Consider the following 13057-nt stretch of genomic DNA (forward strand, 5'->3'; position numbering starts at 1 on the left):
ATCCGGCCGGGCTGTCGGCGTCGGGTCGGCCGGAGGAATCCGGCCGGGCTGTCGGCGTCGGGTCGGCCGGAGGAATCCGGCCGGGCTGTCGGCGTCGGGTCGGACGGTCGGTCAGCCGCGGCGGGCGGCGCGCACCGCGCCGATCCGCGCGCCCAGGCGCATCATCAGCCCGGTGCCCCACAGGCCGAGGAGGGTCACGAGGACGCCGGCCACGCAGTCCAGCAGGTAGTGGTTGGCGGTGCCCATCACCACGACGGCGATGGTCGCCGGGTAGAGCAGGCCGAGCACGCGGATCGCGCGGTTGCGGCCGAGCCGGTACACCAGCAGGCCGCACCAGAGCGCCCAACCCACGTGCAGGCTCGGCATCGCCGCGTAGTCGTTGGTCAGCGCGGCGAGGCCCTTCGGCACGCCGCCGCCGCCGCTCCACCAGCCGAGCGAGGCGTGCTGCGCGAGGATGTCCACGAAGCCCGAGGAACTGTCGAGCAGTCGGGGCGGTGCGGTGGGGAAGCCCACGAAGCCGACCAGGCCGAGCGTCGTGGTCAGCAGGAGCCAGTTGCGGGCGTGGACGTAGTGCGCCCGGCGGAACCGCCACACCCAGAAGAGCACCACCGCGGTGACCGCGTAGTGCAGGGTGGCGTACATGAAGTCGGCGGGTATGCCGAGCCAGCCGTGGTCGGCGAAGGCCCGGTTGAGCCAGTGCTCCGGGCTCAGGCCGACCGCCCGCTCCACCGCGAGCAGGTCCCGCCCGTGCTGCTCGGCCTGCAGCCGGTTGCCGCTGACGAGCAGTCGGCTGCCGTCGTAGGCGGCGTACACCAGCAGCAGCAGCTCCCACCGGCCCCGGCGCCACCAGGCCCGCCGCTGCGGCGCCGGCTCCGGCGCCCGGCCCCGCACGGGGGCGGCCACCCCGGTACGGGCCGGGTCGGTCGCGGTGTCGGTGGCGGGGTAGGCGTAGTCGTTCTTCAGCACCGGGCCCTCCCGGGGCGCGGGCGCGCCGGGGCGGGCCGCCCGTGCGCGGGCCCGTGAGCCGCCGAGGGCCCGGGTATGCCGTCCCGTATCTCCATGATCCCCCACTCCCTGTGGACACCGAGCACTCGTTCGTGTGCCCCACCCCGTTCGTGGATCTTAACTCTTGGAACCTGGGGCTGAACTCTGGGCATCGCTCAGGTGCGCGTGGAGTCCCGCTAGATCTCGATGTGCGACCCCATGATCACCGTGCGGTCGCCGGGCAGGCCGAAGTACTCGGCCGCGTCGGCGGTGATGTACGAGGTGGCGATGAACAGCCGCTTGCGCCACAGGGCCATCGTCCGGGTCGGCCCGCGGCGCAGCTCGATCTTCGACAGGAAGTAGGAGGCCCGGTCCAGGTCGAGCAGGCCCTCGGTGTCGGCCGGGTCCAGCAGCGCCAGGGCGCCGGGCACGTCCGGGGTCTCCATGTAGCCGTAGCGGGCGGCGACGTGGATGATCCCGTCCTCGGCGGTGCCGAGGGCGTCGACGACCACCCGCCGGTCGGCCGGGACGCGGGGCACGGTCTCGGTCTCGATGGAGACGATCACGACGTGGTCGTGCCGGACCCGGTTGTGCGCCACGTTGGCCCGCATGGCCAGCGGTGCGGTCTGCTTGCCCCGGTTGAGGAAGACGGCGGTGCCCGCGACCCGGACCGTCGGTACCTCGCCGCTGCGCAGCCGGTCGACGAACTCGCGCAGCGGCCCCTCGCGGCGCTCGCGCTCCGCGGTGACCAGCCGGCGGCCGCGCTGCCAGGTCGTCATGACCGTGAAGACGGTGATCCCGATCAGCAGCGGCAGCCAGGCGCCGTGCACCAGCTTGGTCACGTTGGCCGCCACGAACAGCAGGTCGACCAGGAGCAGCAGGCTCGCGCCGCCGACCAGCAGCCAGACCGGCGTCCGCCACCGCGAACGGGCGACGTAGAAGAAGAGCAGGGTGGTGATGGTGATGGTCCCGGTGACCGCCATGCCGAACGCGAAGGCGAGCGCGGCCGAGCTGCGGAACGCGAACACCAGGGTCAGCACCGAGACCATCAGCAGCCAGTTGACCCAGGGGACGTAGATCTGACCCATGGTCGACTCGGAGGTGTAGGCGATCCGCAGCCGCGGCAGGTAGCCGAGCTGGGCGGCCTGCGAGGCGACCGAGTAGGCGCCGGTGATCACCGCCTGGGAGGCGATCACCGTCGCGGCGGTGGCGAGCACGACGAGCGGCAGCCGGGCCCAGCCGGGCGCGAGCAGGAAGAACGGGCCGCTGATGTTCTTCGGGTCGCCGAGGATCAGTGCGCCCTGGCCGAGGTAGCTCAGCATGCACGCGGGGAAGACGAGGAACAGCCAGCCGCGGGTGATCGCCGGGCGGCCGAAGTGCCCCATGTCGGCGTAGAGCGCCTCGGCGCCGGTGACCGCGAGCACGACGGCGGCCAGCGCGAAGAACGCGGTGCCGAAGTGGCCCACCAGGAACCCCAGCGCGTAGCCGGGGGAGAGCGCCCGCAGGATCTGCGGGTGGTCCACGATGCCGGTCACGCCGCAGGTGCCGATGACGGCGAACCAGACGATCATCACCGGGCCGAACACCCGGCCCACCGCCGCCGTCCCCCTGCGCTGCACCAGGAACAGCACCACGATGATCGCCGCGGTGCCCGGCACCACGGCGCTGTCCAGCGACGGCTCGACCACCTTGAGCCCCTCGACCGCGGAGAGCACCGAGATCGCCGGGGTGATCATGCTGTCGCCGAAGAAGAGGGAGGCACCGAAGATGCCGAGCGCGGCCAGCACCGCGGTGACCCGCCGGCTGCGCTGCGAGCCGGACCGGCGCAGCAGCGTGATCAGGGCCATGATGCCGCCCTCGCCGTCGTTGTCGGCGCGCATCGCGAGCAGCACGTAGGTGACCAGGACGATGACCACCACCGACCAGAACACCAGCGACACCACCCCGTAGACGTTCTGGGAGGTGACGGGCACGGGGTGCGGGTCGTCCGGGTTGAACACGGTCTGCAGGGTGTAGATCGGGCTGGTGCCGATGTCGCCGAAGACCACCCCGAGGGCACCGATCACCAGCGCCGCGCGCGCCGTGTCGTGCTCGCCCGGCCGGTGGCCCTCCGGCGGTCGCCGTGCGGCCCCGCGATCGGCCATGGCAGTGGTCCTCCTCCGGGCGGGCTGCCCTGCTCGGGGCTGGTGCGCTGCGGCGGACGTTACAGCGGCCGACCCCGGCCGCCGCTGATCGGCGCGCTGCGATGATCCGATCGGCGGTGCGGTGTCGTCCACCGGCGTCCACCGGCGTGGTCCACCGGCGTCGTCCGCGGGCGTCGTCCGGTGACGCTGACGGGTGGCGGTCCGACGGTGCGTCAGCCGCCCGGGCGGACCGCCGCGGGCCTGCCGCCGGGTCAGCCCGGCATGGTGGCCGGTGCCATGACGGGCCGGACCGGTGCGGTGCCGCGCCACATGTCGCGCGCCGCGCCGCGGTTCTACGGTTCCGGCATCCCCAGGCCGCAACCCAGCACGTCAGGAGCCGAACCATGCCGACGTCCGCACGTCCGGTCAGATCCACCGCGCCCGCCCGCGCCCGCCGCCTCGGGCGCAGGACGGCCGTGCTCGCCGCCGCCGGCCTGCTCGTGGCCGGGTGCGCCAAGGCCGGGACGGCCGGGGCGGCGTCCGACGCGGGCGGCGCCAAGGAGCCGGTCAAGGTCGGACTGGTCTACTCGAAGACCGGGCCGCTGGCCGCGTACGGCAAGCAGTACCTGGCGGGCTTCAAGGCCGGACTGGACTACGCGACCAAGGGAACCGACGCGGTCGACGGCCACCGGATCGAGTTCACCGAGCAGGACGACGCGGGTGACCCGGCCAAGGCCGTCTCCGAGGCCAAGGACCTGATCGGCAAGGGCTGCAGGATCCTGGCGGGCTCGACCGCCTCCGGCGTGGCCCTGCAGGTGGCGCCGATCGCCGCGCAGAACAAGGTGCTGTTCATCAGCGGTCCGGCCGCCGCCGACAAGGTCACCGGCCTGAACGCGTACACCTTCCGGTCCGGCCGGCAGTCCTACCAGGACATCCGGGCCGCCGCCGCGTTCCTCGGCGACGCCGCCGGCAAGAAGGTCACCGTGCTCGCCCAGGACAGCGCCTTCGGCCAGGCCAACGTGGCGGCGGTCAAGGCGGTGCTCGGCGCGCAGGGCGCGAGCGTGGACGCGGTGCTGGCCCCGCCGAGCGCCACCGACCTGACCCCGTTCGCGACCCAGGCCAAGGCCGCCAGGCCCGACCTGCTGTTCGTCGCGTGGGCCGGTGACACCGCGTCGGCCCTGTGGACCTCGCTCAACCAGCAGGACGTGTTCGCCGCCACCAAGGTGGTCACCGGCCTGGACCTGGCGGCCTCCTACCCGCTGTTCGGCGCGGCCGGCGAGAAGATCTCCTTCCTCGACCACTACTTCGGCGGCGCCGCCGGCACGGACGTGGAGAAGGCGATGACCGCGGCGCTGGCCAAGGACGGCGGCACGCCCGACATCTTCACCCCCGACGGCTTCACCGCCGCCCAGATGGTCGTCCACGCCGTCGAGGCCGGCCACGGCTCGGCGGCGGACACCTCGGTGCTGGTCAAGGCGCTGGAGGGGTGGAGCTTCGACGGGGTCAAGGGCCGGCTGACCGTCCGCGCCGAGGACCACGCACTGCTGCAGCCGATGTACCAGGTCCAGTTGACCGGGGTGGGCGCCGCGGCCCGGCCGACCGTGCTGAAGACCCTCCCCGCCGACCAGGTGGCGCCGCCCGTCACCCCGATCGCGGGCTGAGCCGGATGTCGGGAACCGCCCCCGCGCCCGCCCGGGGCCCGGCGGCCGTCGCCACCCCGGTCCTGCACCTGCGCGGCCTCGGCTGGTCGGTGCGCGGCGTGCCGATCGTCAAGGACGTCTCCTTCCGCGTCCGGGAGGGCGAGTTCCTCGCCTTCATCGGCCCCAACGGCGCCGGCAAGACCTCCCTGTTCAACCTCGTCTCCGGCATCCACCCGGCCACCCACGGCTCGCTCGCCCTCGACGGCGCCGACATCACCGGGCTGTCCGTGCCGGCCCGGGCCCGGCTCGGCATTGGCCGGACCTTCCAGACCTCCTCGCTGTGGCCGGGCCTCACCGTCGCCGAGCACCTGCGCCTGGCCGCCCAGGCGGCGGCCGGCCCGGGCGCCTCGTACCGCTGGTGGCGGCGGGCCGGGCGCTACCGCACCGCCCTGGCCGACGTCCTGGAGCGCACCGGACTGGGCCACCGCGCCGACGCGTCGGCCGGCGCGCTGTCCCACGGCGAGAAGCGCAAGCTCGAACTCGCGGTGCTGCTGGTCGGGGACCCGCGGCTGATCCTGCTGGACGAGCCGATGGCGGGGGTCAGCGCGGAGGAGGTGCCGGCGCTGGTGGAGCTGATCCGCTCGGTCCACCGCGACCAGGGCCGCACCGTGCTGATGGTGGAGCACCACATGGACGTCCTGCTCGGCCTGGCCGACCGCCTCGCGGTCATGCACCACGGCACGCTGCTCGCCCTCGACACGCCGGAGGCGGTCATGGCCGACGCCACCGTGCAGCAGGCCTACCTCGGGGAGGCGCTGTGACCCTGCTCCAGGTCCGTGACCTGCGGGTCGTCATCGGTGGCCGGCACATCCTGCACGGCGTCGACCTGGACGTGGCCGCCACCGGGGTGACCGCGCTGCTCGGGCGCAACGGCGCCGGCAAGACCACGACCGTCAAGGCGGTGCTGGGCCTGGTCCCGCGCACCGGCAGCACCCGGTTCGCCGGCACCGAACTGACCGGCCTGCCCACCCACCGGGTGGTCCGGCAGGGCATCGGCTACGCCCCGGAGGACCGGGGCGTCTTCGCCGGACTCACCGTCGCGGAGAACCTGCGGCTGGCGGAGCGCGACGCGGCGCCGGACTACCGGCTCGTCCACCAGCTCTTCCCCGAGCTCAAGGAGCGCGAGAAGCAGCCGGCCGGCACCCTGTCGGGCGGTCAGCAGCAGATGGTGGCCATCGGCCGGACACTGCTCAACGGCAACCGGCTGATCATCGCCGACGAGCCGACCAAGGGGCTCGCCCCGAAGGTCGTGGCGGAGGTCGCCGACGTGCTCGCCCGGGTCGCCGAGCGCGTGCCGGTCCTGCTGGTCGAACAGAACCTCGCCCTGGTCCGCCGGGTGGCCGGCCCCTGCGTCGTCCTGGCCGACGGCCGGACCGCCCACCAGGGCCCCACCGCCGACCTGCTCGCCGACGAGCAGGCCGCCCGGCGCCTGCTCGGCGTCGGCACGCACCGACCGTCGAAGGGCGGTTCCTGATGGGTACCCTCGTCCTGCTCGGCTGCACCGGTCTGGGCCTGGGCGCCCTCTATTTCCTGGTCGCCTCCGGCCTGTCGCTCATCTTCGGCCTGATGGACGTGCTCAACCTCGCGCACGGCGCCCTGCTCGCCGTCGGCGGCTACGCCGCGTGGTGGGCCGCCACCACCGGCGGCACCGGCTTCTGGCTCGCCGTGCTGTTCGGCACCGCGGTCGGCACCCTGGCCGCCGTGCTGCTGGAACTCGCGCTGATCCGGCCGCTCTACCACCGGCCCAGGGACCAGATCCTGGCCACGGTCGGGGTCGGACTCGCCGTGCCCGCCCTGCTGATGGGGATCTGGGGCGCCGACGCCCGGCCGTTCCCCCAGCCCGCCGCGCTGAGCGGCACGGTCCACCTGCTCGGCGCGGTGGTGCCCCGCAACCGGTTCGTGCTGATGGCGGCGGCCGTGCTGGTGCTGCTGGCGCTGAAGCTGTTCCTCTCCCGCACCCGGTACGGACTGGTCGTCAGGGCCGGTGTGGAGGACCGGGCGATGGTCACCGCGCTGGGCATCGACGTGCGCCGGGCGTTCACCCTGGTCTTCGCCATCGGCGGTGCGGCCGCGGCGCTCGGCGGGGCGCTGGCCGGGCTGTACTTCGGCTCGGTCAACCCGACGCAGGGACCGGGCCTGCTGATCTTCGCGTTCGTCGTGGTGGTCATGGGCGGCACCGGCTCGGTGACCGGCGCCGCAGTGGCCTCGGTCGGCGTCGGCCTGGTCCAGCAGTTCGCCAACTACTACACCGGCGCGGGACTCGGCGACCTCTCGGTGGTCGTGCTGCTGGCCGTCCTGCTCCTGGTCCGACCCAGTGGACTCACCGGGAGGCTCGCATGACCGCCGCCGCCGCGGTCCCCGCCGGCCGGACACCGGCGCGGCGCCTGCTGCGCCACTGGCCGCTCGCCCTGCTGCTCCTGCTCGCCGCCGCCCCCTACAGCGCGCTGCCGGTACCGGGGCTGCTCGACGGTCCGCTCGGCAGCCCGGGGAGCCTGCAGCTGATCGCGCTGTGCCTGGTCTACGGCGGCCTGGCCACCGGCTACGACCTGCTGCTCGGCCACACCGGGCTGCTCTCCTTCGGGCACGCGCTCTACTTCGCGACCGGCCTGTACGCCACCGACCTGGCGATGCTCTCGCTGCACCTCCCGCTCGCCGCCGCGGCGCCGTTCGGCGTGGCCTGCGCGGTGCTGCTCGCCCTGCTGCTCGGCTCGGTGAGCCTGCGGGCCACCGGCATCGGGTTCTCGATGGTCACCCTGGCCTTCGCCCAGGCGGGCGCGATCCTGGTCCAGCGCGACCCGGGCGGGCTGACGGGCGGTGAGGAGGGCCGCGCCGTTCCGGCCGACCGGCTCCCGGCCGGGCTGGTGGGCATCGAGAACACCGCCAACCTGTACTGGATCGCCCTCGCCTACCTGGTGCTCGTCCTCGTGGTCGTGCGGTGGGCCGTCCGCTCGCCCACCGGCCTGGTCTGGGCGGGCATCCGGGAGAACGAGCGCCGGGTCGAGGTGCTGGGCCTGCGCCCGTACGGCTTCAAGCTGGTGTCGTTCGTGCTGGCCGGCGCGCTGGCCGGCGCCGGCGGGGTGGTCCACCTGCTGCTCACCGGAGGTGCGACCCCGCAGGCGGCGAGCTCCGACGCCACGCTCGCGCTGCTGGTGATGGTCGTGCTCGGCGGCTCCGGCACGCGCTGGGGGCCGGTGCTCGGCGGTGTGCTGTACACCTGGGCCGCGCACCGGCTCGGCGACCTCGCCAACTCGGGCGCCGTCGCCGGTCTGCCCACGGTGCTGCGGGTGCCGCTCTCGCAGCCGCTCTTCCTGCTCGGCGCCCTGTTCGTCGCCGTGGTCCACCTGCTGCCGGGCGGGCTGGCCGGGCTGCCGGCCCGGATCGGGGCCGCCCGGGCCCGGCGCTGACGGCGGGTCGGGCGTGCCCCGGGCCACGGTGCGGCAGGTCTGCCGCGCCGGGGCCGGGGGCGCAGCGATCAGCGGGCGAAGATCCGGTGCGGGTTGCGCACCGCGGCCGCCTGGTCCCTGGCCACGCTCGCCCCGAGGTACGTCTTCGCCGATCCGGCGACGGCGAACCCGCCGAACAGCCCGAACAGGCCGGCGATGCCCGGGACGGCACCGTTGGCGCCCAGGAAGCAGGCCAGCACCACCAGACCCACCGCCAGCACGACCAGGAGCCGGCCGCCCGTGCGCCGGCTGCTCCGCTTCTGCGCCATGGCCGCGTCCGAATCGACCTCGACCCGGACCTGGGTGCCGCAGTGGCCGCACCGGGTGGTGAGCACCACGCTCCCCGACTCCGGCCGCCGGTCCAGGCCGAGCGAGTACAGCCGCCAGTGCGAGTGGTACGTGGTGCTGCGAATCCCCTCGGTCTTGGTCACGCTCGCCCGGTGCCCCAGTTGGAGCCGTGCTGCTCCGATCGTCTGGCTCATGACCTCGCCCTCGTCGTGGTGCGGCGGTGCACCGCCGTCCGTGCTGCCGATCCAGGCCGACCATGCCCAGCACCGGGGCGGGGCGTCTTGAAGAAAAATCACCTGGGCCGCGGTCGGCCCGTGGCGCCGCGGCACATGCCGCGGGGCCGAAGGGTGGACCGCCGACCCATGTCGGCGGCCGTCCCCGGGTCGCATGCTTCACGGCACGCCCGCGCCGGCCCGCGCCGCCCCCACGGCGCGCCGTCCGCCGACGCGTCCGCCCCCACCCCCACCCAGGGAGCCCCCGTGCACCGTTCCCCGCACAAGTCCGGACCGCCCGCCCGCGCCGCGCGCCGGTGGACCGCCGCCGTCACCGCCGTCCTCGCGCTGGTGGCCGGCCTCGCCACCGCCTCCGGCACCGGGCCCGCCCTGGCCGCGGCCGCGACCGGCGGGACCTACCAGCAGGTGAGCGGCTTCGGCCCGAACCCCGGCAACCTGGCGATGTACAGCTACGTGCCGGCCGGCCTGCCCGCCGGCGCACCCCTCGTGGTCGCCCTGCACGGCTGCACCCAGACCGCGAACGACTACTACACCGACTCCGGCTGGCCCAAGTACGCCGACCTGTACGGCTTCGCGGTGGTCTTCCCGCAGACCGGCACCGGCAACAACCCGCTCTCCTGCTTCAGCTGGTTCGACGCCACCAAGGACGCCCGCGGCAAGGGCGAGGCCGAGTCCGTGGTCGAGATGGTCGGCAAGGCCGAGTCCCTGTACGGCTCGGACTCCCACCGGGTGTTCGTCACCGGCCTGTCCGCCGGCGGCGGCCTGACGGCCGATCTGCTGGCCGACTACCCCGACGTGTTCGCGGGCGGGGCGGTCGACTCCGGCCTGCCCGCCCAGTGCGCCACCACCCAGAGCGCCGCCGCCGGGTGCCAGAACGGCAGCCTGAACCTCACCCCCGCCCAGTGGGGCGACAAGGTCCGCGGCTCCGACCCGGGCTACACCGGCCCGTGGCCGCGGGTGGCGATCTGGCAGGGCACCGGCGACCAGACGGTCCAGGCGGTGAACGGCACCGAGCTGCGCGACCAGTGGACCGACGCCTGGGGCATCGGCCAGACCCCCGCCGGCACCCGCAGCCTGCCGGCCGGAACCACGCTGACCACGTACGACGACACCGCCGGCAACCCGGCCGTCGAGCTGTACTCGATCTCCGGCATGGGCCACGGCCTCGCGGTCGACCCCGGCTCCGGCACCGACCAGTGCGGCAGCACCGGCGCCTACTTCCTGGCCACCCTCTGCTCCAGCTACTACACGGCCCAGTTCTGGGGACTCGCCACCACGACCGGCGGCGGCACCGGCCTGCCCGCCCCGGGCGGCCTGACGGTCACCGGGACGACGGCGAACTCGGTCTCGCTGTCGTGGAGTCCGGTCGGCGGCGCGGTGTCGTACGACGTGTACCGGGGCGGGGCGCAGGTGAACTCCGGTGCGGTCACCGGCACCGGCTTCACCGACACCGGCCTGGCCGCCGGGACGGGCTACCGCTACACGGTGGCCGCGGTGGACTCCGCGGGCACGGTCGGCGCCCGGTCCGCCGCCGTCAGCGCCACCACCACCGGCGGCTACACCCCGACCTGCTACACCGCCGACAACTACCAGCAGACCGTGGCCGGCCGGGCGCACCAGAGCGGCGGTTCCACCTACGCGAACGGCTCGAACCAGGCGATGGGCCTGTGGAACCTGTACACCACCCACACCCTGGAGGAGACCGCCGCGGGCTACTACGTGATCGCCGACTCGGGCTGCCCGGCCTGACGGTCCGCCACCGCCCCGGCGGCCCGCCCGCCCGCCCCACCCGGCCGGCGGGCGGGCCCCGGGTCCGGGCCGAAGGCGTCGGCCAGACTGGTCAGGACGGAACCGGTCCAGGCGCTCTCCCCGAACACGCCGACCGGCAGGGCGAGTACGCCGTACTCCTGCCGGAGCGTCCGTGCCGGGATGTCCACCGGGAAGAAGTAGTTGCCGGGACAGGTCCGGCCGGCCGGGGCGACCGCCCCGAGCACCTCCGCCGGCAGGCGGTCGAACAACCGCTCGGCCCGGGCGGCCAGTGCGTCGGCGACCTGCCGGGGAACGTCCCCGTGCTCGGTCAACAGGCTTTCGGCGAGCCTCAGCTGTTCCGGCGTCGGCGGATCCGCCCGGAACGCCCCGGCCAGATCGGCCTGCGCCGCACCGAGCAGGACCACGCCGAAGGAGCGCGGCCACAGCCACCCCTTGGTGACCGAGTGCAGCAGGACCGCGCGGCCGGTGGACAGCAGCCGCCGGGTGCCGGCCGCGAACGGGGCCCCCAGGTCGTAGACGCTGTCGATCAGCAGGTGGCGGTGCGGCGACTCCTGCACCCACGCGACCAGCGCGGCGCACTCGGCATCGGACAGGTACCGGCCGAGCGGCTTGCTGGGGTTGGCGAGCAGCAGGTACTCGGGCCGGTCGTCCGCCGGGGCCGCCGGCAGGACCGGCGCCGGCAGCGTCGGGTAGGTCGCGGGCGCCAGGCCCGCGGCGCGGGCCAGCTCGGCGTACACCGGGTACACGTCGCCGGGCAGCCACACCCGCGCCCGGACGGCGTGCAGCCAGGGGAACACCGTGCCGAGCCCGTGGCGGACCCCGCGGGAGACCATGGCCCGGCCGGACCACTCCGGCGGCAGCTCGTACCGCTGCAGCCAGGCACGGGCCAGATCGCACCGGTGCACCGTCCCCGGGTCGGCGGGCGGGTCCGGTCGCAGCGGGGCCAGGGCCCGGTACACGTTGGTCTCGGCGGCGTCCACCAGCGAGGGGTCGGAGGCGAGTTGCCGCCGGCGGAAGTCCTGGAACGCGTCGAACCTCATGCCGCCGCTCCTGCCGGGACGATCTCGCTGGCCCGGTCCTCCAGCGAGGCGTAGCAGCGTCCGTCGGCCAGGACGTTCCAGCTGCGGGCGATCCCGTTGGCGCGTTCCCAGAACAGGCTGGGCTCGGTGTAGGCGGCGATCCGCATCGGCCGGCCGTCCCAGCTGCCGCGGTAGACCGGAGCGCCCCAGGGCAGCCGGCTCGCCACGGCGAAGCCGTGCTGCTCGGCGAAGCGGGTGACGACGGAGAGCGACACCTGGTGCTCCCGGCTCCAGGTGTTGGCGGCGCGGTCGAAGTAGAGCGACTCGGTGCTGGTCGAGACGTAGAGCTCCTTGAAGCAGACCTCCTCGACGCCGAGGGCCGCGGCCCACGAGAGGTAGGCGGCGACGCCGCCCGCGTCGGCCACGCCGCCGCGCTGGAGCACGCAGATCAGCCGCAGCTGCAGGCCGGGCCAGCGGTCACGGTCCGTGCGCCAGGTCTCGACCACGGCGCCGACCGGCGTGCGGAGCATCATCAGCCGCTCGCTGACGGCGTCGTCCTGGTGGTGCCGGGAGACCGCCAGCACGCCCAGGCCCGCGGCACCCAGGGCGGCCAACCGGGCGGCCCGGTCGGCGTGCCCGCCCTTCGCCAGGGTGTGCGCGTTGGTGATCAGGACGACCTTCGGGAAGGCCGCGGAGCAGGCGGACACCAGCCGCAGCTGCTGGTCGAACGGGATGAGCGTGGGCTCCCCGCCGCCGGTGATCACGGCCCGCTCGGCGCCCGCCGCACGGGCGCGCTCCAGCCAGGAGCCGACGGCCTCCCACGGGACCCGGGCGGGCGCCTGGTCGCTGGAGATCGAGGCCGCGGAGAAGCAGAACGCGCACCGGGCCTGGCAGGCGGCGGCGACCGGCAGGACCGAGACGGAGCGCGGCCGCAGCTCCGGGTAGCGGCGCTGGGCCGCGCCGTGCACCTGGAGCGAGGCCGCCATCGCGTCCTCGACGGTCGTCGGACGCAGCGTGAACTCCCCGGCCGCAGGACCGTCGTGGCCGCGGTCGAGCTCGTGGACCGCCGACAGCCGGATGCGGGGCTCGCGCAGTTCCCGGCCGAGCCCGGTCGCGGCGTTCGGCACCAGCCGGTCGGGGTCGACGGCGGTCTCCAGCACCAGCAGCCGGTCGCCCGGTATCGCCAGCCGGTCCAGCAGGCGCTGCGCCTTGCCGATGCCGATGCCCAACTCCGCACGGGTCAGCAGGTGGAACCGGTCGGGGAAGGTGCTCTCCGGGATCCCCGCCTTGCCGTAGGCGAGGGCGTACTTGTCGAAGCCCCTGGCGAAGTTCGACAGCACGATGACGTGGAAGCGCTGGTCGCTGCGGTTCATCGGGTCATCATGCCCGAGCGGCCCCCGCACCGGTGACGCTGCCCCGGGGACCGCCGGCGGCGCGGACCGGGGCCGGTCGGGAGCCGACGACGGCGCTCCCCACCGGCCCCGGTGCCCGGCTCAG

General features: G+C 74.6%; 11 protein-coding genes. 6 read left to right on the plus strand and 5 right to left on the minus strand.

The window, feature by feature from the left end:
• Nucleotides 1-111 precede the first annotated feature (111 nt).
• Nucleotides 112-966, minus strand: coding sequence for a phosphatase PAP2 family protein (locus tag ACFW1A_RS30595; RefSeq protein ID WP_380414465.1), 855 nt, complete (start codon nucleotides 964-966; stop codon nucleotides 112-114).
• Nucleotides 967-1181: 215 nt separating this feature from the next.
• Nucleotides 1182-3128: a potassium transporter Kup gene (locus tag ACFW1A_RS30600; protein WP_380414467.1), complete on the minus strand. Its 1947-nt coding sequence runs from the start codon at nucleotides 3126-3128 to the stop codon at nucleotides 1182-1184.
• 383 nt (nucleotides 3129-3511) lie between these two features.
• Here ACFW1A_RS30600 and ACFW1A_RS30605 point away from each other — a divergent pair, with 383 nt between their 5' ends.
• From ACFW1A_RS30605 to ACFW1A_RS30625, 5 genes are read left to right on the plus strand one after another with little or no spacing between them, the layout of a single operon-like run.
• Complete coding sequence (locus tag ACFW1A_RS30605) at nucleotides 3512-4768, plus strand: substrate-binding domain-containing protein (RefSeq protein WP_380414469.1); 1257 nt, start codon at nucleotides 3512-3514, stop codon at nucleotides 4766-4768.
• Nucleotides 4769-4773: 5 nt separating this feature from the next.
• The gene (locus tag ACFW1A_RS30610) at nucleotides 4774-5568 is read left to right on the plus strand and encodes an ABC transporter ATP-binding protein (protein ID WP_380414471.1); all 795 of its coding nucleotides are present in this window, start codon (nucleotides 4774-4776) and stop codon (nucleotides 5566-5568) included.
• On the plus strand, nucleotides 5565-6281 hold the full coding sequence (locus tag ACFW1A_RS30615; protein ID WP_380414473.1) for an ABC transporter ATP-binding protein: 717 nt from the start codon (nucleotides 5565-5567) through the stop codon (nucleotides 6279-6281). The genes ACFW1A_RS30610 and ACFW1A_RS30615 overlap by 4 nt, the downstream gene beginning before the upstream one ends.
• Nucleotides 6281-7147, plus strand: a complete 867-nt coding sequence (locus ACFW1A_RS30620) for a branched-chain amino acid ABC transporter permease (protein ID WP_380414475.1) — start codon at nucleotides 6281-6283, stop codon at nucleotides 7145-7147. Before ACFW1A_RS30615 ends, ACFW1A_RS30620 begins: the two co-directional genes overlap by 1 nt.
• Nucleotides 7144-8211: a branched-chain amino acid ABC transporter permease gene (locus tag ACFW1A_RS30625; RefSeq protein WP_380414477.1), complete on the plus strand. Its 1068-nt coding sequence runs from the start codon at nucleotides 7144-7146 to the stop codon at nucleotides 8209-8211. The genes ACFW1A_RS30620 and ACFW1A_RS30625 overlap by 4 nt, the downstream gene beginning before the upstream one ends.
• Before the next feature lie 68 nt (nucleotides 8212-8279).
• Here the strand turns inward: ACFW1A_RS30625 and ACFW1A_RS30630 are convergent, their stop codons facing one another.
• The gene (locus ACFW1A_RS30630; RefSeq protein WP_380414479.1) at nucleotides 8280-8732 is read right to left on the minus strand and encodes a hypothetical protein; all 453 of its coding nucleotides are present in this window, start codon (nucleotides 8730-8732) and stop codon (nucleotides 8280-8282) included.
• 285 nt (nucleotides 8733-9017) lie between these two features.
• Here ACFW1A_RS30630 and ACFW1A_RS30635 point away from each other — a divergent pair, with 285 nt between their 5' ends.
• Entirely contained in the window at nucleotides 9018-10520 is a 1503-nt protein-coding gene (locus ACFW1A_RS30635) for a PHB depolymerase family esterase (protein WP_380414481.1), read from the plus strand.
• On the opposite strand, the gene ACFW1A_RS30640 is transcribed toward ACFW1A_RS30635, so the two are convergent.
• Nucleotides 10487-11581, minus strand: coding sequence for an aminotransferase class I/II-fold pyridoxal phosphate-dependent enzyme (locus ACFW1A_RS30640; protein WP_380414484.1), 1095 nt, complete (start codon nucleotides 11579-11581; stop codon nucleotides 10487-10489). The genes ACFW1A_RS30635 and ACFW1A_RS30640 overlap by 34 nt on opposite strands.
• The gene (locus ACFW1A_RS30645) at nucleotides 11578-12933 is read right to left on the minus strand and encodes a radical SAM protein (RefSeq protein WP_380414486.1); all 1356 of its coding nucleotides are present in this window, start codon (nucleotides 12931-12933) and stop codon (nucleotides 11578-11580) included. Before ACFW1A_RS30645 ends, ACFW1A_RS30640 begins: the two co-directional genes overlap by 4 nt.
• Between the last annotated feature and the right edge of the window lie 124 nt (nucleotides 12934-13057).

Source organism: Kitasatospora sp. NPDC058965 (genome assembly GCF_042741245.1).
Classification (GTDB): Bacteria; Actinomycetota; Actinomycetes; order Streptomycetales; family Streptomycetaceae; genus Kitasatospora.

What these genes read in the sequence shown, in the direction of transcription:
- ACFW1A_RS30640 (WP_380414484.1), bottom strand. Translation starts at nt 11,581, where the DNA reads ATGAGGTTCGACGCGTTCCAGGACTTCCGCCGGCGGCAACTCGCCTCC.
- ACFW1A_RS30630 (WP_380414479.1), bottom strand. Translation starts at nt 8,732, where the DNA reads ATGAGCCAGACGATCGGAGCAGCACGGCTCCAACTGGGGCACCGGGCG.
- ACFW1A_RS30600 (WP_380414467.1), bottom strand. Translation starts at nt 3,128, where the DNA reads ATGGCCGATCGCGGGGCCGCACGGCGACCGCCGGAGGGCCACCGGCCG.
- ACFW1A_RS30620 (WP_380414475.1), top strand. Translation starts at nt 6,281, where the DNA reads ATGGGTACCCTCGTCCTGCTCGGCTGCACCGGTCTGGGCCTGGGCGCC.
- ACFW1A_RS30625 (WP_380414477.1), top strand. Translation starts at nt 7,144, where the DNA reads ATGACCGCCGCCGCCGCGGTCCCCGCCGGCCGGACACCGGCGCGGCGC.
- ACFW1A_RS30610 (WP_380414471.1), top strand. Translation starts at nt 4,774, where the DNA reads ATGTCGGGAACCGCCCCCGCGCCCGCCCGGGGCCCGGCGGCCGTCGCC.
- ACFW1A_RS30645 (WP_380414486.1), bottom strand. Translation starts at nt 12,933, where the DNA reads ATGAACCGCAGCGACCAGCGCTTCCACGTCATCGTGCTGTCGAACTTC.
- ACFW1A_RS30605 (WP_380414469.1), top strand. Translation starts at nt 3,512, where the DNA reads ATGCCGACGTCCGCACGTCCGGTCAGATCCACCGCGCCCGCCCGCGCC.